This is a genomic window from Phycicoccus avicenniae (genome assembly GCF_050496545.1).
Lineage (GTDB): Bacteria > Actinomycetota > Actinomycetes > Actinomycetales > Dermatophilaceae > Phycicoccus > Phycicoccus avicenniae_A.
Map to the genome: position 1 here is coordinate 45619 of NZ_JBNVZV010000016.1, position 22278 is coordinate 67896.

General features: G+C 74.9%; 23 protein-coding genes. 19 read left to right on the plus strand and 4 right to left on the minus strand.

Annotated features, from left to right (window positions below; all coding sequences use genetic code 11):
* Positions 1-112 precede the first annotated feature (112 nt).
* The gene (gene aspS / locus ACQZ2A_RS13945) at positions 113-1921 is read left to right on the plus strand and encodes an aspartate--tRNA ligase (protein ID WP_430212122.1); all 1809 of its coding nucleotides are present in this window, start codon (positions 113-115) and stop codon (positions 1919-1921) included.
* Entirely contained in the window at positions 1918-2529 is a 612-nt protein-coding gene (locus ACQZ2A_RS13950) for an HAD family hydrolase (RefSeq protein WP_430212124.1), read from the plus strand. The genes aspS and ACQZ2A_RS13950 overlap by 4 nt, the downstream gene beginning before the upstream one ends.
* Before the next feature lie 66 nt (positions 2530-2595).
* Here ACQZ2A_RS13950 and ACQZ2A_RS13955 read toward each other — a convergent pair whose 3' ends face one another.
* The 3 genes from ACQZ2A_RS13955 to ACQZ2A_RS13965 form a co-directional block, all read right to left on the minus strand.
* Positions 2596-3420, minus strand: coding sequence for an alpha/beta fold hydrolase (locus ACQZ2A_RS13955; RefSeq protein ID WP_430212127.1), 825 nt, complete (start codon positions 3418-3420; stop codon positions 2596-2598).
* Positions 3421-3528: 108 nt separating this feature from the next.
* Positions 3529-4305 (minus strand): GNAT family N-acetyltransferase, encoded by a 777-nt coding sequence (locus ACQZ2A_RS13960; RefSeq protein ID WP_430212130.1) that lies wholly within the window; start codon positions 4303-4305, stop codon positions 3529-3531.
* Complete coding sequence (locus tag ACQZ2A_RS13965; protein ID WP_430212133.1) at positions 4302-6506, minus strand: MMPL family transporter; 2205 nt, start codon at positions 6504-6506, stop codon at positions 4302-4304. Before ACQZ2A_RS13965 ends, ACQZ2A_RS13960 begins: the two co-directional genes overlap by 4 nt.
* Before the next feature lie 93 nt (positions 6507-6599).
* Here ACQZ2A_RS13965 and ACQZ2A_RS13970 point away from each other — a divergent pair, with 93 nt between their 5' ends.
* The 17 genes from ACQZ2A_RS13970 (at position 6600) to ACQZ2A_RS14050 (ending at position 21792) form a co-directional block, all read left to right on the plus strand.
* Positions 6600-7112, plus strand: coding sequence for a DinB family protein (locus ACQZ2A_RS13970; RefSeq protein ID WP_430212136.1), 513 nt, complete (start codon positions 6600-6602; stop codon positions 7110-7112).
* A gap of 29 nt (positions 7113-7141) precedes the next feature.
* Entirely contained in the window at positions 7142-8563 is a 1422-nt protein-coding gene (locus ACQZ2A_RS13975) for a replication-associated recombination protein A (RefSeq protein ID WP_430212139.1), read from the plus strand.
* 211 nt (positions 8564-8774) lie between these two features.
* Positions 8775-9089 (plus strand): TraR/DksA family transcriptional regulator, encoded by a 315-nt coding sequence (locus tag ACQZ2A_RS13980; RefSeq protein WP_430212142.1) that lies wholly within the window; start codon positions 8775-8777, stop codon positions 9087-9089.
* 201 nt (positions 9090-9290) lie between these two features.
* The gene (locus ACQZ2A_RS13985; protein ID WP_430212145.1) at positions 9291-9656 is read left to right on the plus strand and encodes a DUF948 domain-containing protein; all 366 of its coding nucleotides are present in this window, start codon (positions 9291-9293) and stop codon (positions 9654-9656) included.
* Complete coding sequence (locus tag ACQZ2A_RS13990; protein ID WP_430212148.1) at positions 9653-10033, plus strand: hypothetical protein; 381 nt, start codon at positions 9653-9655, stop codon at positions 10031-10033. The genes ACQZ2A_RS13985 and ACQZ2A_RS13990 overlap by 4 nt, the downstream gene beginning before the upstream one ends.
* Before the next feature lie 105 nt (positions 10034-10138).
* A complete protein-coding gene (alaS, locus tag ACQZ2A_RS13995; RefSeq protein WP_430212151.1) occupies positions 10139-12829 on the plus strand; it encodes an alanine--tRNA ligase in 2691 nt (896 codons plus the stop codon).
* Entirely contained in the window at positions 12829-13362 is a 534-nt protein-coding gene (ruvX, locus tag ACQZ2A_RS14000) for a Holliday junction resolvase RuvX (RefSeq protein ID WP_430212154.1), read from the plus strand. Before alaS ends, ruvX begins: the two co-directional genes overlap by 1 nt.
* Positions 13359-14531 (plus strand): endolytic transglycosylase MltG, encoded by a 1173-nt coding sequence (gene mltG / locus ACQZ2A_RS14005; RefSeq protein WP_430212158.1) that lies wholly within the window; start codon positions 13359-13361, stop codon positions 14529-14531. Before ruvX ends, mltG begins: the two co-directional genes overlap by 4 nt.
* Entirely contained in the window at positions 14525-15352 is an 828-nt protein-coding gene (locus tag ACQZ2A_RS14010; protein WP_430212161.1) for a shikimate dehydrogenase, read from the plus strand. The genes mltG and ACQZ2A_RS14010 overlap by 7 nt, the downstream gene beginning before the upstream one ends.
* Complete coding sequence (locus ACQZ2A_RS14015; protein ID WP_430212164.1) at positions 15349-16032, plus strand: prepilin peptidase; 684 nt, start codon at positions 15349-15351, stop codon at positions 16030-16032. Before ACQZ2A_RS14010 ends, ACQZ2A_RS14015 begins: the two co-directional genes overlap by 4 nt.
* Before the next feature lie 24 nt (positions 16033-16056).
* Complete coding sequence (gene aroC / locus ACQZ2A_RS14020) at positions 16057-17289, plus strand: chorismate synthase (RefSeq protein WP_430212167.1); 1233 nt, start codon at positions 16057-16059, stop codon at positions 17287-17289.
* The gene (locus tag ACQZ2A_RS14025) at positions 17289-17795 is read left to right on the plus strand and encodes a shikimate kinase (protein ID WP_430212170.1); all 507 of its coding nucleotides are present in this window, start codon (positions 17289-17291) and stop codon (positions 17793-17795) included. The genes aroC and ACQZ2A_RS14025 overlap by 1 nt, the downstream gene beginning before the upstream one ends.
* On the plus strand, positions 17792-18865 hold the full coding sequence (aroB, locus tag ACQZ2A_RS14030) for a 3-dehydroquinate synthase (RefSeq protein ID WP_430212173.1): 1074 nt from the start codon (positions 17792-17794) through the stop codon (positions 18863-18865). Before ACQZ2A_RS14025 ends, aroB begins: the two co-directional genes overlap by 4 nt.
* Before the next feature lie 200 nt (positions 18866-19065).
* The gene (locus ACQZ2A_RS14035) at positions 19066-20022 is read left to right on the plus strand and encodes a hypothetical protein (RefSeq protein ID WP_430212175.1); all 957 of its coding nucleotides are present in this window, start codon (positions 19066-19068) and stop codon (positions 20020-20022) included.
* 246 nt (positions 20023-20268) lie between these two features.
* Entirely contained in the window at positions 20269-20829 is a 561-nt protein-coding gene (gene efp, locus ACQZ2A_RS14040) for an elongation factor P (RefSeq protein ID WP_430212178.1), read from the plus strand.
* A gap of 3 nt (positions 20830-20832) precedes the next feature.
* Positions 20833-21246 (plus strand): transcription antitermination factor NusB, encoded by a 414-nt coding sequence (gene nusB, locus ACQZ2A_RS14045; protein WP_430212180.1) that lies wholly within the window; start codon positions 20833-20835, stop codon positions 21244-21246.
* 57 nt (positions 21247-21303) lie between these two features.
* Positions 21304-21792: a GNAT family N-acetyltransferase gene (locus tag ACQZ2A_RS14050; RefSeq protein ID WP_430212183.1), complete on the plus strand. Its 489-nt coding sequence runs from the start codon at positions 21304-21306 to the stop codon at positions 21790-21792.
* 32 nt (positions 21793-21824) lie between these two features.
* Here the strand turns inward: ACQZ2A_RS14050 and ACQZ2A_RS14055 are convergent, their stop codons facing one another.
* The gene (locus tag ACQZ2A_RS14055; protein WP_430212184.1) at positions 21825-22181 is read right to left on the minus strand and encodes a YciI family protein; all 357 of its coding nucleotides are present in this window, start codon (positions 22179-22181) and stop codon (positions 21825-21827) included.
* Positions 22182-22278: the final 97 nt, after the last annotated feature.

Sequence of the window (22278 nt, forward strand, 5' to 3'; positions counted from 1 at the left end):
GCCGCGGTCCGTAGGATGACACGGCGACCCGGCGGGGGTCGGCCACCCGCGGCCGCCGCCCGTACGCCGGGCCGGCACCCCGCCAGCACCCCCGAGACGAAGGACCCCATCCGTGCTCCGCACCCACGAGGCCGGCACCCTGCGTGCCGCCCACACCGGCCAGACCGTCACGCTCACCGGCTGGGTGGCCAAGCGGCGCGATCACGGCGGTGTGGCCTTCGTCGACCTGCGGGACGCCAGCGGGGTCGTCCAGGTCGTCGCCCGCGACGAGGTGCTCACCGGTGCGGCGCACGACCTGCGCAGCGAGTACGTCGTCAGGGTGACCGGCGAGGTGACCGCGCGCGAGGAGCGCAACGTCAACCCCGACCTGCCCACCGGCGAGGTCGAGGTGGTCGCCGCCGAGATCGAGGTCCTCAACGCTGCGGCGCCGCTGCCGTTCCAGGTCGACGAGCGCGTCACCGTCGGCGAGGAGGCCCGGCTCAAGCACCGCTACCTCGACCTGCGGCGTCCGGGTGCCCGCTCGGCCGGCCACGCCGTGCGGCTGCGCAGCAAGGTCAGCGCGGCGGCCAGGCGCGTCCTCGAGGCCCGCGACTTCGTCGAGATCGAGACCCCCACCCTCACCCGCTCCACGCCCGAGGGTGCCCGCGACTTCCTCGTGCCCGCGCGCCTCGCACCGGGCTCCTGGTACGCCCTCCCGCAGAGCCCGCAGCTCTTCAAGCAGCTGCTCATGGTCGCCGGGATGGAGCGGTACTACCAGATCGCCCGCTGCTACCGCGACGAGGACTTCCGCGCCGACCGCCAGCCCGAGTTCACCCAGCTCGACATCGAGATGTCCTTCGTCGAGCAGGACGACGTCCTCGAGCTCGGCGAGGCCGTGGTCCGGGAGATCTGGCAGCTCATCGGCGTCGACCTGCCGACGCCGTTCCCGCGGATGACCTACGCCGAGGCGATGAAGCGCTTCGGGTCCGACAAGCCCGACCTGCGCTTCGGCCAGGAGCTCGTCGAGTGCACGGAGTACTTCTCCGACACCCCGTTCCGCGTGTTCCAGGCCGAGTACGTCGGTGCCGTCGTCATGCCCGGCGGCGCGAGCCAGCCGCGCAAGCAGCTCGACGCGTGGCAGGAGTGGGCCAAGCAGCGCGGCGCCCGCGGCCTCGCCTACGTGCTCGTGCAGGAGGACGGCACGCTCGGCGGGCCGGTGGCCAAGAACCTCTCCGAGACCGAGGTCGCCGGACTGGCCGCGCACGTCGGGGCCCAGCCCGGGGACTGCGTGTTCTTCGCCGCCGGCGCCACCCGCTCCTCGCGGGCCCTGCTCGGGGCGGCCCGCCTCGAGATCGGCAAGCGCTGCGGGCTGATCGACGAGGACGCGTGGGAGTTCCTCTGGGTCCTCGACGCGCCGCTCTTCGAGCCGGCGTCCGAGGCCGTCGCCGCCGGTGACGTGGCGGTCGGGTCCGGGGCGTGGACGGCCGTGCACCACGCCTTCACCTCGCCGAAGGCCGAGTTCCTCGACACCTTCGACACCGACCCCGGGCCGGCGCTCGCGTACGCGTACGACATGGTCCTCAACGGCAACGAGCTGGGCGGCGGGTCCATCCGTATCCACCGCCGGGACGTCCAGGAGCGCGTCTTCCAGGTGATGGGTCTGTCGCCGGAGGAGGCGCAGGAGAAGTTCGGCTTCCTCCTCGACGCCTTCCAGTTCGGCGCCCCGCCGCACGGCGGCATCGCCTTCGGCTGGGACCGCATCGTCATGCTGCTCGGCGGCTTCGACTCGATCCGCGACGTCATCGCGTTCCCGAAGTCGGGCGGCGGCTACGACCCGCTCACCGACGCGCCGGCGCCCATCACGCCGCAGCAGCGCACGGAGGCCGGCATCGACGCCAAGCCCGAGAAGCCCGAGACCGCGGGCGAGCAGCCCACCGCGTGAGCACCCCCGGCCGGGCGATGCTCTGGGACGCCGACGGCGTGCTCCAGCGCACCCCGGACGGGTGGCTGGAGGACCTCGAGGCGGCCGGTGGTCCGGGGTTCGCCGAGGACGTGTTCGCCGCGGAGGCGCCCGCGGTCCGGGGCGAGGGTCGGTTGCGCGACCGGCTCGCGGAGGTCCTCGCCCGTCGCCCCGAGGCGAGGGTCGGCCTCGAGGACCTGCTCGGGTTCTGGGAGCGGGCGGTGCCGGACGAGGCGGCGCTCGCGCTGGTGGGCGAGGTCCGGGCCGCCGGCGTGCGGTGCGCGCTGGCCACCAACCAGCACGATCACCGGCGGGCCTGGATGCGCGACGCGCTCGGGCTGGACCGGCGCTTCGACGACGTCTTCTACTCCTGCGAGCTGGGCGTCGCGAAGCCGGAGCCGGCGTACTACGAGCGGGTCGTCGGCGTGCTCGGGGTCGCGCCGGAGGAGGTCGGGTTCGTCGACGACAGCCCGGCGAACGTCGACGCGGCCCGGGCGCTGGGCATCCGGGCGGTCCTGCACGACCCGGCGAGCGGGGCCGAGGCCCTTCGGCGCGAGGTCAGCACCCTGCTCGGAACGCCAGGCGCTTGACGAACGACGAGAACATGCCGTGCACCCCTCGGGACACACGGCATGTTCTCGTCGTTCGACGGGTGGTCAGCGGGCGAGGAAGGCGAGCAGCTCGCGGTTGAACTCCTCGGTGTGCGAGTCGTTGATGCCGTGCGGGCCACCCTCGACCACGTGCAGCCGGGCACCGGCGACCTGCTCGGCCGTGCGCTGCCCGGAGACCTCGAGCGGGACGATGCCGTCGGCGTCGCCGTGGATGACCAGCGTCGGCACGGTCACCTTCGCGAGGTCGCCGCTGAAGTCCTCGACCCAGCTGCGGATGCACTGGACGGCGGCGTGCACGTCGGCCTGGTTCGCGAGGCCGACGGCGGCCTGGCGCTGCTCCTCGGTGACCTTCAGCTCGTCGCCGGCGCTGTAGAAGCTCGTGACGAAGCCGTCGAGGAAGCCGGGCGGGTCCGCGCGCAGCTGGTCCTGCATCCCCTCGACGGTCGCGTCGTCGAGCGCGCCGTCGGGGTGCTCGTCGTCCTTCTTCAGGCAGGGCGGGATGGCGGCGGCGAAGACGGCGGCGCGCACGCGGTCCTCGCCGTGGGTGCCGATGTAGCGCGCGACCTCGCCGCCGCCCATCGAGAACCCGACGAGCGTGACGTCGGTGAGGTCGAGCTCGCGCAGCAGGGCGTCGAGGTCGGAGGTCAGGGTGTCGTAGTCGTAGGTGGAGTCCTCGCCGGGCTTGCCGGACTGCCCGAAGCCCCGGCGGTCGTAGGTGACGACGTGGTGACCGGCCTCGAGGAGGGCGGGCACCTGCGCGCCCCAGGAGGCGCCGCTGAGCGGCCAGCCGTGGATGAGGACGACGGTGCTGCCGTCGCCGCCGTGGTCGTCGTAGTGGATCTCGTGGGAGCCGTTGCTGACGGTGGGCATGGCGTACCTCTCGCTCGGGGGTCGGGGCTCCACACTAAGCACGCCTGACCTGCGATGTCGAAAGTCTGTCGAAGGAATTTCCCGGGCTGGTGCGGTGACGGCCGGGCCTCAGCCGGGCGGGTCGACCCAGCGGCTGCGCCACTCCATCGCGGTCACGAACCCGAGCCGCTCGTAGACCCGGCGGGCGGCGTCGTTGTCGGCGAACATCCCGAGGGCACAGGCTCCGGCGGACGCCACCGCCTCGCGCGCCAGGGCGGCGGTGACCGCCGCGCCGAGGCCGCCGCGGCGCCGGTCGGTGGCCACGGCGATGCCGGCCAGGGTCGGGGTGCCGGCCTCCGACGGCTCGCTCCCGCCCACGGCCAGCAGAGCACCGTCGGTGTCGCGCACCGCGAGCCACCGCTGCCCGGGCCGCGCGAACGGCTGCCCGTGGGTGCGGGGGCTGTGCGCGGTGAGGAAGGCCGTGGCCTCCGCGCGGTCGTCCGGCCCGAGCGCCACGACCCGGTCCTCGCCGGGCGTCTCCGGCGGCGCGCTGCGCGTCCACATCCAGTCCCAGTCACCGCCGCGGGTGCCGAGGTCGAGGTGGCGCTCGACGAGGTGGTACAGGTCGCGCGGCGCGCTGAGGTGCTGGGCTCCGCTGTCCCGGAACCAGTCCCGCACGCGCGCGTCGGCGAACAGGGCGTCGATGCCGGCAGCTTCCCCGAGCGCCGCCGCTCCCGGCACGCCGTGGTCGGAGCGGCGGGGCACGACCACCGCCCGTCCCGAGCCGCCGTCGACCGCCCACCCCGGCCCGGCGAGCCCGGTGCCGACGTCGAGCACCGCGACGGGGTGCTCGTCGGTCAGGCGGAGCAGATCCTCCGGCGTCGTCACCGGGACCACCGGGCTCACTCGGTGATCCCGACGCGGGCGTGCAGCCGCCGCAGCGGCGCCGGCGCCCACCAGTTGGCGCGGCCGAGCACGGCCATCGTGGCGGGGACGAGGAGCATCCGGACCAGTGTGGCGTCGATCGTGATGGCCAGCACGAGGGCGACCCCCATCTGCTTCATGACGAGCAGGTCGCCCGCGGCGAAGCCGGAGAAGACGATGACCATGAGCAGCGCCGCCGAGGTGATGATCCGCCCCGAGCGCTGCAGCCCGAGCACGACCGCCTCGTGCGTGCTGCGGCCCTGCTCGTGCAGCTCGACGATGCGCGAGAGGAGGAAGACCTCGTAGTCCATCGAGAGCCCGAACCCGAACGCGACGACGAGCAGCGGGATGGTGTTCTCGAGCCCGCCGGCCGAGGTGAAGCGCAGGAGCCCCTCGAGGTGGCCCTCCTGGAAGATCCAGACGACGACCCCGAGGCTCGCGCCGAGCGAGAGCACGTTCATCACGAGCGCCTTGACCGGGACCACGACCGACCCGGTCATGAGGAAGAGGAGCACGAGGGTGGCGAGCACGACAGCCCCGATGGCCCACGGCGCCCGGTCGGCGACGGCCTGGCGGAAGTCGAGGATGCCCGAGGCCTGCCCGACGACCCAGGACTCGAAGGGCGGCCGGTCGGCGCGCAGCGAGTCGACGAGCGCCCGCGAGGCCTCCCCGGTCCCGCTGTCCCCGGTGTGGAACGGGACGGTGGCGACGCCGCCGTCGAGCACCCGCACGGGGTCGACCGTCTCCACGCCCGGGCGGTCCGCGGCGTCCTGCGCCCACGCGCGCACGTCGGCCTCGGGCGCCTTCGCGACGAGCACGACCTGGGCACCGGAGAGCGTGGGGTAGCCGTCGGCGAAGTCCTCGAAGAACGTGCGCTCCGGCGTGCCCTTCGGCAGCAGCTCGGCGCCCGAGCTGGTGAGGAGCATCCCGCCGACCGGCGCCGCGAGCACGACGAGCAGCGCCGAGACGACGCCGATGACGAGCCACGGCACCCGGTGCACGGACTCGGCCAGGCGGGAGAAGACGCCGGTGTCGGACCCGACCTCGGTCCCACGGCGCAGCAGCCGGCGGGCACCGAGGACGCAGAGCGCCGGCACGAGTGAGAGCGCGACGGCCATCGCGACGACGACCACCGAAACCCCGGCGAGCGAGACGGCCCGGACGAAGTCGATCTCCAGGAGCAGCAGGCCGGCCAGCGAGATCGCCACGGTGATCGCCGAGAAGACGACCGTGCGGCCGGCGCGGTCGAGGGTGCGCCCGGTGGCCGTCGCCACCTCCTCCGGCGTGGCCTCCGCTGCGGGGCGGCCGGCCAGCAGGGTGCGCATCTCCTCCCGGAAGCGGCTGACGACGAGCAGGCCGTAGTCGATGCAGAGCCCCAGCGCGAGGACGGTGACGACGTTGACGGCGGTGGCGTCGAGGTCGAGCAGGTAGGAGAACCCGAGCAGCGAGGCCAGCGCGCCGGCGATCGAGGCGATGGCCCCGAGCACCGGGAAGCCGGCCGCGAGGAAGCCGCCGAAGACGACGACCATCACCGCGAAGCTGACGGGCAGGGCGATGCCCTCGCCGCGCTGGCCGTCGACCCGCACCTGCTCGACGATGCGGTCGACGAGGCCGGCGAGGCCGCCGCGCTCGGAGGAGGTGGCGCCGGTGTCGCGCACGAGCCGGTCGAAGACGGCGTCGACCGCCGGGGTCGCGGCGTCCTCCTGCTCGGCGGTGACGTCCGGCGCGAAGGTGACCACGGTCGCGAAGCCGCCGGCCGCCGGGTCGCCGCGCAGCAGCATCGGGCGGGCGGCCGCGCTCGTGGGTCCGTCGGGGACGACGAACGGGTTGACCGCCGAGCGCACGCCGTCGACCGCGCCGAGGTCGCGCACGGCGGTGGCGGCGGCCCGGGCCACGGCGGGGTCGGTGATGTCCACGCCCTCGACGAGCAGCGTGCGGGTGCCGAACGCGCTGCCGCCGGCCTCGGTGAGCACGGCTCGGCCGGAACGGTTCTCGCCGTCGACGACGATCTCGCCGGTGTCGAGGCGGTCGAACAGGCTGGGGGTGCCGAGGCCGCCGAGGGCCACCGCGAACCCGGCGACGACGAAGACCAGCCAGCCGAGCAGGAGGCGGCGGGCGTGGGTGGCGACGAACCGCCCCCAGCGCTCCAGCGCCGACCGCCCGTGCCCGGCGTGCCTCGTCATGGCGCCAGAATCCCACGGGGTCGCCGGGCGCCGGAGGGCGGTCCGGCGGTGCGGAACACCCTCCGCCGCCGGGGGCGTGGCTAGCGTGGTCGGATGCCCGCCACGCGCACCCGCCCCCCGAAGGTCGCCGACGAGCGCACGCAGCTGCTCGGGTGGTTCGACCTGCAGCGCGGCATCGTCCGGCTCAAGTGCGAGGGGCTGAGCGACGAGCAGGCGCACCGGGTGCTCGTCCCGACCTCGCCGCTGACCACGGTCGCCGGCATCGTCGGCCACCTCGCCAACTGCGAGGACCTGTGGTTCCGCGAGGTGCTGCTCGGCGAGCGGGGCCTGGCCCCGGGGTTCGGGGAGGGCGAGGAGGACGACGGCTTCGCGGTGCAGGGGATGTCGCTCGCGAGCCTCCTCGACGCGTACGAGGCGGCCTGCGCCCGCTCCGACGCCGCCATCGCCGAGCGCTCCCTCGACGACACCGGCAGCACCGCGCTGCACTCGGTCGGCGAGGCCTCGCTGCGCTGGATGCTCCACCACATGCTCGAGGAGACCGCGCGGCACGCCGGGCACCTCGACCTGCTCCGCGAGCTGCTCGACGGCGAGGTCGGCTACTACTGACGTCGGGGCGCGGCGCTAGCCTCGCGGGTGTGAGCCACGACGGGACCGACCTCTTCGGCGCCGCCGCGCAGGACCGTGCCGGCGACGTCGGTGGCGGCGCGCCCGTCGCCCCGCTCGCCGTGCGGATGCGCCCGCGCGGCCTCGACGAGGTGCGCGGCCAGGCCGAGGTGCTGCGCCCGGGCAGCCCGCTGCGCCGGCTCATCGAGGGCAGCGGCGGTGCGGCCGGCCCGCTCTCGGCGATCCTCTGGGGCCCGCCCGGCACCGGCAAGACCACGCTCGCCCACCTCGTCGCCACCGCGGCCGACCGCGAGTTCGTCGAGCTCTCCGCCGTCACCGCCGGCGTCAAGGACGTCCGCTCGGTGATGGAGGGCGCCGCGCGCGCCCGCGACCTCTACGGCCGCCAGACCGTGCTCTTCCTCGACGAGATCCACCGCTTCACCAAGGCCCAGCAGGACGCCCTCCTCCCGGGGGTCGAGAACCGCCAGGTCGTGCTCGTCGCGGCCACCACCGAGAACCCCAGCTTCTCGGTCATCGCCCCGCTCCTCTCGCGCTCGATGCTCGTCACGCTCGTGCCGCTCACCGACGACGAGGTCGCCGACGTCCTCTCCAGCGCGGCCGCCGACGAGCGCGGGCTCGACGGCGCGTACCGGCTCGCCGACGACGCGAGCGAGCACCTCGTCCGGCTGGCCGGCGGAGACGCCCGCCGCGCGCTGACCTTCCTCGAGGCCGCGGCCGGGGTGGCCGACGACTCCATCGCCCCGGGTGCGGCGCGCCCGGAGGTCCTCGAGGTCACGCTCGCGCACACCGAGCAGGCGGTCGCGCACGCCGCGGTCCGCTACGACCGCACGGGCGACCAGCACTACGACGTCGCCTCGGCGCTCATCAAGTCGATGCGCGGCTCCGACGTCGACGCCGCCCTGCACTACCTCGCCCGGATGCTCGAGGCGGGGGAGGACCCCCGGTTCGTCGCGCGCCGCATCGTCATCGCCGCGTCCGAGGACGTCGGGATGGCCGACCCCACCGCCCTGCAGACCGCCGTCGCCGCGATGCACGCCGTCGCCCAGATCGGGATGCCGGAGGCGCGGATCATCCTCGCCCAGGCGGTGGTCCACAACGCGCTGGCCCCGAAGTCGAACGCCGCGTACGGCGGCATCAACGCGGCCATCGCCGACGTCCGGGCCGGGCGCGGCGGGCCGGTGCCGCTGCACCTGCGGGGCAGCGGGTACGGCGGGGCCGAGCGCATCGCGCAGGCCTCGGCGAAGGCCTCCGGCCGCGCGAAGGCACCGAGCTACGTCTACGCCCACGACCAGCCCGACGGCGTCGCGGCCCAGCAGTACCTGCCCGACGACCTCGCCGAGGGCACCGACTACTACCACCCCACCGACCGCGGGTTCGAGGCCCGGCTCCAGGAGCGGTGGCGCTGGCTGCGCGAGCGCCTCGGCCGCACCTGAGCACCACCTCGCCGGTGGCACCCCGCGTCGCCGGTGAGAGGTTGTCGCGCAGGGGTGCCACGGCGCCGCGGCGGAGCAGCGTCACCCCGGCGGCGCGGCCGGACCCCGGCGGAGCGCGGGAACGCCGGCGGGGCGGGAGAACCCCTGCGGGGCGCTCGGACCCCGCGACCGCAGGGGTGGAGGTGTCGGAGCGCTGACCTACCGTGGACGGATGGACCCCGACGCGACCCTGGCCGCCCACGAGCAGCAGCTGGTCGCCGACCTCGCCACGCTGACCGCCGCCCCGCCCGAGGGCGAGAACCTCTCGTTCGGCAAGCGGATCGGTGACGGCACGTCGCTGGCCGTCGACCGGCTCTCCGCCGTCGCGGTGCAGGAGCAGCTCCTCGACTCCCTCACCCAGGTGCGCCGCGCCCGCACCCGGGTCGCCGACGGCACGTACGGCACCTGCGAGGTGTGCGGCGAGCCCATCCCCGCGGAGCGCCTCGAGGCCCGACCGTGGGCGGCGCGCTGCGTCCGCCACGCCTGAGCAGCCGAGCCGCGCCGGAGCTCGACGTGCCGGCGGGAGCCTGCCGGGCCGGCGGGAGCCCGCCTTGCCGGGGTGCCACGGCGCCGCGGCGGAGCAGCGTCATCCCGGCGGCGCGGCCGGACCCCGGCGGAGCGCCGGAACACCGGCGGGGCGGGAGAACCCCGGCGACCGGCACGGGGGCCGGCCGGTAGGGTCGGCGCCATGGACGTCACCCTCGGAGGCATCGCGGGGCTCATCGCCGCGCTCGCGTTCGCGTACCTGGTCGTGCGCGTCGCCGGGCTGGTCGGCAAGGCCGGCCGGATCCTCGACGAGACCCGCGAGAGCGTGCGCACCACCACCGAGAACGTCCAGCCGACCCTCAAGAGCCTCACCGACACCGTGGGGCTGACCAACGACCAGCTGACCCGGGTCGACGCGATCACCAGCTCGGTCTCGACGATGACCACCAACGCCTCGGCCCTCACCTCGGTGTTCGCGGCGACCGTCGGCTCCCCGCTCATCAAGGTCGCCGCGTACAGCTACGGCGTGCGGATGGCCGTGCGTGGGCTGCGGAAGGCGTCCTCGTGAGGATGCGCACCGCCCTCCTCGGCGCCGTCGCGGTCGGGGTCGGCTACGCGGTGTGGCGGATGCCCGCCACCCAGCGCTTCGTGACGACGGTCCGGGAGGCGGCCACGCGGCGCGAGGCCGAGCTGCGCGCGGCCGTCGAGCTCGCCGTCTCCGAGGACGCCACGACCCGTGCCCCGCGGCACGCCGCGGGCGCGCGCCTGCCCGACCTCGACGTCGACGCCGGCTGGGACCGCCACGGCACCGCCCGGCCCGCCCTCGGCGAGGACGACCCCGGCCGCTCGCTGACGCCCGACGAGGCCCGCGCCCTCCTCATGGACCCCGCGGGCGCGGCCCGCACCAAGCGCGCCGACCGGCCCGACGGCGGGCGAGCTCGGTAGGGGCGTCCCCGCCCCCGCCTCCGCACGCCCACCCGTCCCCCGTGCGCGTCCGGCCTACGATGGCCGCCTGCCCGCGCACGGACCACACCCCAGGACTGACACGACATGGAAACCGCTGAGATCCGCCGCCGCTGGCTCGACTTCTTCGGCCGCAACGGCCACACCGTGGTGCCCTCGGCCCCGCTCGTCCACGACGACCCGAACCTGCTGTTCGTCAACGCCGGCATGGTCCCGTTCAAGCCGTACTTCCTCGGCCAGGAGAGCGCGCCCTACGACCGCGCGACGAGCGTCCAGAAGTGCGTGCGCACCCAGGACATCGAGGAGGTCGGCAAGACCTCCCGGCACGGCACGTTCTTCCAGATGAACGGCAACTTCTCCTTCGGCGACTACTTCAAGGAGGGGGCCATCGCCCTGGCCTGGGAGCTGGTCACCACCCCGCAGGACCGCGGCGGCTTCGGCCTGGACCCCGAGCGCATCTGGCCGACCGTCCTCGACGGCGACGACGAGGCGCTCGGCATCTGGCACGAGCAGGTCGGTGTGCCGCTGGAGCGCATCGTCAAGCGCGGCCTCGCCGACAACTACTGGCACATGGGCGTCCCGGGCCCCGGCGGCCCGTGCTCGGAGATCTTCTACGACCGCGGCGCCGAGTACGGCCCCGACGGCGGCCCGGCGGTCGACGAGGACCGGTTCATGGAGTTCTGGAACCTCGTCTTCATGCAGGAGAACCTCACCGAGGTCCGCACCAAGGTCGACTTCGACGTCAGCGGCCCGCTGCCGCGCAAGAACATCGACACCGGGATGGGGCTGGAGCGCATCGCCTCCATCCTCCAGGGCGTCGACAACATGTACGAGATCGACGAGGTCTACCCGGTGCTCGCCCGCGCGGCGGAGATGACCGGCAAGGAGTACGGCACCCGCTCGGGGCACTCGGCCGGCTCGAGCCACCCCGACGACGTGCGCCTGCGGGTCGTCGCCGACCACGTCCGCTCCTCGCTCATGCTCATCGGCGACGGCGTGACCCCGGGCAACGAGGGCCGCGGCTACGTCCTCCGCCGGATGCTGCGCCGCTCGGTGCGCTCGATGCGCCTCCTCGGCTACGAGGACCCCTGCCTCCCCGAGCTGCTCCCCGTCTCGCTCGAGCGGATGAAGCAGTCCTACCCCGAGCTCGAGGCCGGTTTCGACCGGATCGCGCAGATCGCGTACGCGGAGGAGGAGGCGTTCCGGCGCACCCTCGCCTCCGGCACGACGATCCTCGACACCGCGGTCGCACGCACGAAGGAGTCCGGCGGCACGGTGCTCGCCGGCGACCAGGCCTTCCAGCTGCACGACACCTACGGCTTCCCGATCGACCTCACCCTCGAGATGGCAGCCGAGCAGGGCGTCGAGGTGGACCGCGACGGCTTCACCCGCCTGATGCAGGAGCAGCGCCAGCGCGCGAAGGCCGACGCGAAGGCGAAGAAGTCCGGGCACGTCAACACCGAGGTGTGGCGCGACCTGCGCGCGCTGGGCGCCACCGACTTCCGCGCCTACCAGGAGCTGAGCAGCGAGGCGAGCGTGCTCGGCCTCGTCGTCGACGGCGAGCGCGTCGAGGAGGTCGAGCCGGGTACGCGTGCCCAGGTCGTGCTCGACCGCACCCCGTTCTACGCCGAGTCCGGCGGCCAGGTCGCCGACGAGGGCGTCATCACCGCCGACGGCCTCGAGCTGCGCGTCCTCGACGTGCAGCGCCCGGTCAAGGGACTCATCGCGCACACCGTCGAGGTCGTCTCGGGGGCGTTGCGCCCGGGCTCGTCGGTCCTCGCGCAGGTCGACCGCGACTGGCGCGTCGCCGCCTGCCAGGCGCACTCCGGCACCCACGTCGTCCACGCGGCCCTGCGCCAGGTGCTCGGCCCGTCGGCGCTGCAGTCCGGCTCGTACAACAAGCCCGGCTACCTCCGCCTCGACTTCGCGTGGGGCCAGGCGCTCTCGCCGGAGACCCGCAGCGAGATCGAGGAGGTCGCCAACCTCGCTCTGCGCCAGGACCTCCCGGTCTCGGCCACGTACATGCCGCTGCCGCAGGCCCGCGAGATCGGCGCGCTCGCGCTCTTCGGCGAGACCTACGACGAGGACGTCCGCGTCGTCGAGATCGGTGGCCCGTGGAGCCGCGAGCTCTGCGGTGGCACGCACGTCGCGCACTCGAGCCAGATCGGCGCCCTCACCCTGACCGGCGAGTCCTCCGTCGGCTCGGGCGTGCGCCGCGTCGAGGCCTTCGTCGGGATGGACGCGCTGCGCCACCTCGCCAGGGAGCGCGCCATCGTCGCCGAGCTGACCGGCCAGGTCGGCGGGCGCCCCGACGAGCTGGCCGAGCGCGTCGCCGGCCTCATGGGCCGCCTGCGCGACGCCGAGCGCGAGCTCGACCGGCTGCGCAAGGAGCAGCTCCAGGCCGCGGCCGGGTCGCTCACCGACCGCGCCCGCGACGTCGGCGGCGTCACCTTCCTCGCGCACGACGCGGGCGAGACCGGCGCCGACGACGTCCGCACGATGGTCCTCGACCTGCGCGGCCGGCTCGGCGCCGAGCGCCCGAGCGTCGTCGTCGTCACCGGCGTGGCCAAGGGCCGCCCGGTCGTCGTCGTCGCGACGAACGAGCCCGCCCGCGGCCGCGGCATCAGGGCCGGTGAGCTCGTGCGCGTCGCGGCCTCCACGCTCGGCGGCGGGGGCGGCGGCAAGGACGACATCGCCCAGGGCGGCGGTCAGGACCCGTCGAAGGTCGGCGAGGCGCTCGCGGCCGTCGAGTGGCGCGTCGGGGAGCTCGCCGGCTGATGCCGACCCCCGGCGAGGGTCCGGAACGCGGCGTCCGGCTGGGCGTCGACGTCGGGTCCGTGCGCGTCGGCGTGGCCCGCAGCGACCCCGACGGCGTGCTGGCGACGCCGCTCGAGACGGTGCCGCGGCACGCCGAGGGGCCGGTCGCCGCGGGCGACGAGGACGTCGAGCGGATCGCCGCCCTCGTGCTCGAGCACGAGGCCGTGCGGGTCGTCGTCGGGCTGCCGCGTTCGCTCTCCGGGGAGCAAGGGCCCGCAGCGGGGCGTGCCCGGTCGTATGCTTCCGTGCTGGCGGCGCGCATCGCCCCCGTCCCGGTCCGGCTCGTCGACGAGCGGCTGACGACGGTCGAGGCGCACCGCGCGCTCCGCGACAGCGGGCTCGCCGGGAGGCGGCAGCGCGCCGTGGTCGACCAGGCCGCGGCGGTGCTCATCCTCCAGTCGGCCCTCGACGTCGAGCGGACGACCGGGACCCCTGCCGGGGAACGGGTCGGAGGACGACGGCGCAAGCCACGGACGAAGGGCACGACGACGTGAGCCAGGACTTCACCGAGACCATCTTCGGTGACGAGACGCCCCGGCGTGCCCCGCGCACCCGGCGCGAGGCCCAGTCGGGGCGCCGCCGCAAGCGTCCTCGTCGCGGTCGTCGCCTGCTCGCCGTGCTGCTCGCGGTCGGCCTCATCGGCGGTGCGGCCTACGGCGCGTGGACCGTGCTCGGGCCCTCGGTCACCGGCCTGTTCGGCGGGGGCGACGAGGGGGAGGTCGACTTCGCCGGCCCCGGCGAGGGCGAGGTCGAGGTGGTCGTCAAGCAGGGCGACACCGGCGAGGTCATCGCCAGCACGCTGCGCGACGCCGGCGTCACCCGCACCCGCACCGCGTACCTCGACGCCGCCGCCGACCCCGAGTCGGCCGCGAAGATCCAGCCCGGCACCTACACGATGCTCAAGGGCATGAAGGGCCTGGACGCCTTCACCTTCCTCGTCGACCCGCAGAACCGCTCCACGCAGCGGGTCACCATCCGCGAGGGCCTGTGGCGCGACGAGACCTTCGCCGCGCTGTCCAAGGCCACCGGTGTGCCCGTCGCGCAGTACGAGAAGGCCGCGAAGAACCCGAAGTCCATCGGGCTCCCCGCCGAGGCCGACGGCTCGGTCGAGGGCTGGCTCTTCCCGGCGAGCTACGAGTTCGACGACAAGACCACCGCCGCCCAGCAGCTGACCCAGATGGTCGCCCTCAGCGTCAAGACGCTCGAGGACGCCGGCGTGGACCGCAAGGACTGGGAGCGCACGCTGACCATCGCCTCGATCGTCGAGGGCGAGGTGAGCGGCGACGCCGACCGCGGCAAGGTCGCCCGCGTCGTGCTCAACCGGCTCGAGGGCGGTCCGCCCAGCTACGGGCTGCTCCAGATGGACTCCACCGTGCACTACGCCGCCCAGCAGCGCGGCAAGGCCGGCACCAGCGACGCGCAGCGCAACTCGGACAGCCCCTACAACACCTACAAGGTGCAGGGCCTGCCGCCCGGCCCGATCGGCAACCCCGGCGCCGCCTCCATCGAGGCGGCGGCGAACCCGACCCCCGGCGACTGGGTGTTCTTCGTGACCGTCGACCCCAGCACCGGCGAGACGAAGTTCGCCACGACGTCGGCCGAGCACAACCGTAACGTGCAGGAGTTCCAGCAGTGGTGCTCCGACAATCCCGGCAAGTGCTGAGGGCGGCGGTCCTCGGGTCGCCGGTCGCGCACTCGCTCTCCCCGGTGCTGCACCGGGCGGGCTACGCCGCGGCCGGGCTCGACGGGTGGGAGTACGGGCGCCACGAGGTCGACGCCGCCGGGCTCGCCGGCTTCGTGGGCGGGCTCGACGGCGACTGGCGCGGGCTCTCGCTGACGATGCCCCTCAAGGAGGCGGCGCTCGCCCTGGCCGCCGAGGCCTCCGAGGTCGCGCACCGTGCCGGCGCCGCCAACACGCTGGTGCGCCGGGCCGACGGTGGCTGGGACGCCACGAACACCGACGTCGCCGGTGTGGTGGGCGCGCTGCGCCCGCACCTGCCGGGCGTGCCGGGCCGGGCCCTGGTGATCGGTGCGGGCGCCACGGCGCGCTCGTGCGTGCTCGCGCTCGCCGAGCTCGGCGTCACCACCCTCACCGTGCGTGCCCGGGACACCGGGCGGGCCGCCGACCTGCTCGCCTGGGCGCTGGACGCCGGCGTCGGCATCCGCAACGGCTCGGTGGCCGCCATCGACCCGTGGGTCACGACCCGCGACGACGTCGTCGTCTCCACGGTCCCGCCCGAGGGGTCGCAGGCCGTGGCCGCCACGGTGCCCGCCGCGCACGCCGGCGTGCTCCTCGACGTCGTCTACGCCGGCTGGCCCACGCCGGTGGCCCGGGCCGCCGAGGCCGCCGGGATGACCGTCGTCGGCGGTCTCGACCTCCTCGTGCACCAGGCCGCCGAGCAGTTCGAGCTCTTCACCGGGCGGCCCGCCCCGCTCGAGGCGATGCTCGCCGCCGGCCGCGCCGCCCTCGGGCCGCGGCCGTGACCTTCTGGGTCGTCCTCGTCGCGGCGACGCTGGCGATGGGCGTCGTCGGGCACCTCACCGGCCGCCAGCTCGGTACCGGCGGCTACCGCATCGTCGAGGACGAGGCCACGCACCCGCCACGGAACCCGTGGTGGACCGGTCCGGCCACCGGTGCGCTCGCCGCCGTCGCCGTCGTCTCCGTCCGCGACCTCGGGGGCTGGGCGGCCCTGCCGCCGTTCCTCCTCTTCGCCTGGCTGACGGTGGCGCTGGTGTGGATCGACCTCGACGTGCACCGGCTGCCCGTCGGCCTGGTCGTGCCGGGGGGTGCGGCGCTGGTCGTCCTCGTCGTGCTCGCCGTGGTCGCCACCGGCGGCCCGCGCTGGCAGGGCACCCTCATCGGCGCGGCTCTGATGGGTGGCTTCTACCTCCTGCTCTTCTTCCTGCCCGGGGGAGGGGTGGGCTTCGGCGACGTCCGGCTGGCGCCGGTCATCGGGGCGCTGCTCGGCTTCCTCGGGACGGCGTTCGTGGTGCTCGGGATGCTCGCCGGCTCGCTCGTGGGCGGGCTCGCGGCCGCGGCGATGCTCGCGCTGCGGCGGGTGGGGTGGACCTCGCACATCGCCTACGGCCCGGCGATGTGCCTCGGCGCCTGGCTCTCCATCGCCCTCGCGCCTCGCATCGTGACCGGCCTCGCGGGCGGGTAGCCCCTCCGTGACAGGATTGCCGGCATGCTGCGCTGGTTGACCGCGGGGGAGTCGCACGGACCCGCCCTCGTCGCGACGATCGACGGTGTGCCCGCCGGGGTCGAGGTGGGGACCGCCGAGATCGCCGCCGCCCTGGCCCGGCGCCGGCTCGGGTACGGGCGCGGGGCGCGCCAGAAGTTCGAGCAGGACGAGGTCGAGATCCTCGGGGGCGTCCGGCTCGGCTCGACGCTCGGCTCGCCGGTCGCCATCCGCATCGGCAACACCGAGTGGCCGAAGTGGCGCACCGTGATGAGCCCGGACCCCGTCGCGGCCGACGAGTACGCCGCCGCCGACGACGTCAACGCCGAGAAGGAGATCGCCCGCAACCGGCCGCTCACCCGGCCGCGCCCGGGGCACGCGGACCTCGTCGGCATGCAGAAGTACGGCTTCGACGACGCCCGGCCGGTGCTCGAGCGGGCCTCGGCGCGCGAGACCGCCGCCCGCGTGGCGCTGGGCGCCGTGGCCGCCGCCTTGCTGGAGCAGGCGTACGGCATCAGGCTCGTGTCGCACACCGTGGCCATCGGTGGGGCGGGCGTGGCCGACGACGCACCGGTGCCCACCGCGGCCGACGTCGAGGCGCTCGACGCCGACCCGGTGCGCGCCTTCGACGCCGCGGGGTCGGCGGCGATGGTCGCCGAGGTCGATGCCGCCCGCAAGGACGGCGACACGCTCGGCGGGGTGGTCGAGGTCGTCGCCACCGGGGTGCCGCCGGGGCTCGGCTCGCACGTGCACTGGGACCGCCGCCTCGACGCGCGCCTCGCGGCCGCGCTCATGGGCATCCAGGCCATCAAGGGCGTCGAGGTCGGCGACGGCTTCCGCACCGCCGCCCGGCGCGGGTCGCAGGCCCACGACGAGATGGAGCGCGACGCCTCCGGGGTCATCCGGCGCCGGACCGGCCGCGCCGGCGGCACCGAGGGCGGCATGTCGGTCGGTGGCGTGCTGCGCGTCCGGGCCGCGATGAAGCCCATCTCCACCGTGCCGCGCGCACTCGACACCGTCGACGTCGCCTCCGACGAGCCGGCCACCGCCATCCACCAGCGCTCCGACGTCTGCGCCGTGCCGGCCGCGGGCGTCGTCGCCGAGGCGATGGTCGCGCTCGTGCTCGCCGAGGCCTGCCTCGAGAAGTTCGGCGGCGACTCGCTCGCCGAGACCGCCCGCAACCACCGCGCCTACCTCGAGGCCATCCCGGCCTCGATGCGCACCGAGGACGGCCTCTGATGCCGCGCGCCGTGCTCGTCGGTCCGCCCGGCTCCGGCAAGACCACCACCGGGCAGGCGCTCGCCGCCCTGCTCGGGGTCCCGTTCCACGACACCGACGCCGCCGTCGAGGCCGCCGCGGGGCGCAGCATCGCCGACATCTTCGTCGAGGACGGCGAGGCAGCGTTCCGCGAGCTCGAACGCGCCGAGGTGGCCCGGGCGCTGGCGTCCGAGGAGGGTGTGGTGGCGCTCGGGGGCGGGGCACCGGTCGACCCCCTCACCGAGCCGCTGCTGGCGGGGCATCCGGTCGTCTTCCTCGACGTCGGGATCGCCGACGCCGCCAAGCGGGTCGGCTTCGACCGCTCGCGCCCGCTGCTCGCGGTCAACCCGCGCGCGTCGTGGGTGCGGCTGATGAACGACCGCCGGCCGGTCTACGAGCGGGTCGCGGTGCACGTCGTCGACACGGCGGGGCGCTCGGTCGAGGACGTCGCCGCCGAGGTCGCGGGGCTGCTCGGGGCGCCGGCGTGAGCGAGCCGGTCGTCATCGCCGTCGGCGACCTGCACGACGTCGTCGTCGGGCGCGGGGTGCTCGGGCGGGTCGCCGGGCTGGTGCCGGACGGCGCGCGGCAGGCGCTGGTGGTCCGGCCCGAGGGGCTGGAGCGGTACGCGTCGCTCGTCGCGGACGGGCTGCGGGAGGCCGGGCTGGTCGTCCACGAGGCGGCCGTGCCGGACGCCGAGCGGGCCAAGACCTCGGTCGTCGCCGCGGAGCTGTGGGCGGTGCTGGGGGAGAACGCCTTCACCCGCACGGACGTCGTCGTGTCGGTGGGTGGTGGCACGGTGACCGACCTCGCCGGGTTCGTCGCCGCGACCTGGCTGCGCGGCGTGCCGGTGGTGCACGTGCCGACGACGCTGCTCGCGATGGTCGACGCCGCCGTCGGGGGCAAGACGGGCATCAACACGGCCGAGGGCAAGAACCTCGTCGGGGCCTTCCACTCGCCGGCCGGGGTCGTGTGCGACCTCGACGTGCTGGAGACGCTGCCGCCCGCCGACCTGGTCGCCGGGCTCGCCGAGGTGATCAAGGGCGGGTTCATCGCCGACCCCCGCATCCTCGAGCTCGTCGAGTCGGCGCCGGAGGCCGCGGTGCGCTGGGACGCGCCGGTCCTCGACGAGCTGGTGCGGCGCAAGGTGTCAGTGAAGGCCGAGGTCGTCGCCGCCGACCCGCGCGAGGCCTTCCGGCGCGAGATCCTCAACTACGGGCACACGCTCGGGCACGCCCTCGAGCAGGTGTCGGGGTTCCGCATCCGGCACGGCGAGGCGGTGGCGGTGGGCATGGTGTTCGCCGCCGAGCTCGGGCACCGCACCGGCACGGTGTCCGACGAGCTGCTGGCGCGGCACCGGTCGGTGCTGGCCTCGGTCGGGCTGCCGACGACGAGCGCGGGCACGCCGTTCGAGGACCTGCTCGTCGCGATGGGCCGGGACAAGAAGTCGCGCGGCTCGCTGCTGCGCTTCGTGGTGCTCGACGGGCTGGCGAACCCGGTGCGCCTCGAGGGGCCGCCGGAGTCCCTGCTGCGCGACGCCCACGCCGCCCTCGCCCCCTGACCGGCGCGAGGCCGGCTCTGGTCGGGTCCGCGGGCTCGGGTCCGATGTCCGGGATGGCGGTGACTTCTCGCCGCCATCCGACGATCCGGACCAGAGCACAGGGGTGCGCCGGGCAGGGGCGGTTGGCGCCGGCCGGATGGGCGCCCGGGGCCTGTGGATGACGCCGGCCGGCATCCTCGTCGGTGTGCCAGCCTCGCGGGATGCTCGGTGACCCCGCCCCGCTCCCGTTCGACCCGGTCCTGCTCCGCTCGACCCGGTCGCTGCGCGCAACCGGCGTGGACCCGACGCGCGGTGGCTGGCACCACGTCCGGTACAACGCCTGGGTCGAGCTGCCGGTCTGGCGGTCACTGACCCCGGAGCAGCAGCACGCCGCGCTGGTGCACGCCACCGATCTCGGCTGTCGGGAGCCCGGGCGCCACGTGTACGTCCTGGAGTCCGCGGCGGCGGTCTGGGGCCTCCCGCGGGTCGGTCCGTGGCCCGAGCACGTGACCGTGCTGGCGACCGGACCCCGCACCCGAGGGTCGCGGTGCATCCGTGTCCACGTGGGCGCACCGCTCGAGGCCGTGGACCGGGACGGCGTCAGGGTCAGCGACCCGGCCCGCACCGTGGTCGACCTCGCGCGCACGTGCTCGCTCGAGACCGCGCTCTGCGCTGCCGACCACGCCCTCCGACACGGGCTGTGCACCGTGGCCGACCTAGACGGGGCAGCGGCCGAGGTCGCGCCCCGCGTGCGAGGCAGGCCGGCCGCCCGGCTCGTGGCGGCGCTGGCCGACGGCCGCTCCATGTCACCGGGGGAGAGCTTCTCGCGCGCTCGCATGTTCCAGCTCGAGCTGCCGCGGCCGCAGCTGCAGGTGCCGCTCGAGGACGATGACGGGTGGTTCGGCCACGGCGACTTCGGGTGGCCGGGGGTCGTCGGGGAGTTCGACGGACGGCGCAAGTACGCCGTCCCCGAAGGAGCCACCGGGGAGGAGGCCGAACGGGTCCTGTGGTCCGAGAAGCGGCGTGAGGACCGCATCCGCCGTCGCTCACGGCTCGCGCGCTGGGTGTGGCAGGACGTCGCACGCACGACCCCCATGCTCCTGATCCTCGCGGAGCAGGGGATCCGTCCGCAGCCCCGCCCGGTCTGGGTGGACCTGAGCCGTCCGCCGGCCGCCTGACGCGCCTGCTCGGGTCCGATCGCCCGGGTGGCGGTGAGAAGTCGCCGCCATCCGGTGAAGCGGACCAGAGCCGGGCCTCCGGACCAGAGCGGGGCCACCGGCGCGGCACCAGGGCGGGCGGCTGCGGGGTTCGGGGGAGGAGGGCGCTTGACGGTACGATGTCCGCTGATCCCCATCCCCCTCGCGGGGGTGACGCGTGCCCGCCCGCGGGAACGCGCCCACCGATCCGAAAGCGACACCAGCGAAGTGGCATCGACCAACGACCTCAAGAACGGCCTCGTCCTCAAGATCGAGGGCCAGCTGTGGACCGTCGTCGAGTTCCAGCACGTCAAGCCCGGCAAGGGCCCGGCCTTCGTGCGGACCAAGCTCAAGAACGTCCTCAGCGGCAAGGTCGTCGACAAGACCTTCAACGCCGGCGTCAAGGTCGAGACCGCGAACGTCGACAAGCGGAACATGCAGTACCTGTACAACGACGGCACCGACTTCATCTTCATGGACGGTGACACCTACGACCAGCTCCCGGTGAGCCCCGAGGTCGTCGGCGACGCCGCGAAGTACCTCCTCGAGAACCAGGACGCCATCGTCGCCCGCAACGAGGGCGTCGTGCTCTTCATCGAGCTCCCGGCCTCGGTCATCCTCGAGATCACCTACACCGAGCCCGGCCTGCAGGGTGACCGCTCCACCGGCGGCACCAAGCCTGCCACCCTCGAGACCGGCGCCGAGATCGCCGTCCCGCTCTTCCTCGAGACGGGCACCAAGGTCAAGGTCGACACCCGCGACGGCTCCTACCTCGGTCGGGTCAGCTGACCCGTGGCCGCCCGCACCAAGGCCCGCAAGCGCGCCCTCGACCTGCTGTTCGAGGCCGAGCAGCGGGGTCTCGACCCCGCGGACCTGCTGCGTGAGCGGCTCGCCAGGCCCGTCACCGAGCACGCGCTCGCCGAGCTGACCGCCGACCTCGTGGCCGGCGTCTCCGAGCACCGCGCGCAGATCGACGAGCTGATCACCACGTACGCGCAGGGCTGGACCCTGAAGCGGATGCCCGCCGTCGACCGCGCCGTCCTGCGGCTCGGGGCCTACGAGGTCCTGTACTCGCCGGACGTGCCGGAGGCGGTGGCCATCAGCGAGTGGGTCGCGCTGGCCACCGAGCTCTCGACCGACGACAGCCCGCGCTTCGTCAACGGCCTGCTCGGCCGGCTCGCCGAGGTCAAGCCGACCCTGGCCTGACCCGGCCCCGGCGAAACCGGGTTGCCGGCCCGCGACCCGGCGCGGCACCGTCGTCGGATGACCGTCCGCCCGGCCACCGACGCCGACCTGCCCCTCCTCGGCCCCCTCGAGGACACCGGCGACCGGCAGTTCGCCGACCTCTTCGGCGACCTCGACTGGCCGCCGGCGGACGCGGGCGAGCAGCGGGCGGCGCACCCCGGCTTCCTCCTCGTCGCCGAGGGGGACGGCGAGGTCGTGGGGTTCGCCCACGTCCTCGACCTCGACGGCCACTGGCACCTCGAGCAGCTCTCGGTCGACCCCGCCCACCAGCACCGCGGCCACGGAGCGGCCCTCCTGGCCGCGGCCCTGGACGGCGTGCGCGCCCGCGGCGGCCACGACGTCACGCTCCGCACCTACGCCGACGTGCCGTGGAACGGGCCCTTCTACGCGCGGCGCGGATGGGTCGAGGTCCCGGACCCGGCGTGGCACGCCCCGCTCCTCGAGGCCGAGGCGCGGATGGACCTGCCGCGGCACGGCCGGCGCATCGCGATGACCCACCCCGCCTGAGCGGAGCACCGGCGCCCCGGCGCCCCGGCGGCTCAGGTGGCGTCGGGGTCCGTGCCGAAGCGCCGCACCTCGTGCGGCCACCCGCAGGCCTGCGCGATCCGTCCCGCCCAGTGCAGGGCGGTGGCCTCGTCGGGCACGTCGACGACCGCGAACCCACCGAGCACCTCGGTGGTCTCGGTGTACGGCCCGTCGGTGACGACCACGCTGCCGCTCGTGGGGTCGACGGCGTGGACGGGGCCGTGCTCCTCGAGGCCGCCGGCGAAGACGTACACGCCGGCGGCGCGCATCTCCTCGACGACCCCGAGGGCGAGCGGCGCCCGGCTGCGGAACCACTCCTCGGTGTGCTCGCCCACCCACTGCTGGTTGAAGTACAGGAGGTACTCGGCCACGACTGCTCCTTCTGCTCGGGCGGCCCCCGACGGGCCGCGCTCACCCCCGTGACGAGCGGGGAACCCCCGGATCGACAGGCGCCGGCCGTGGGCCCGC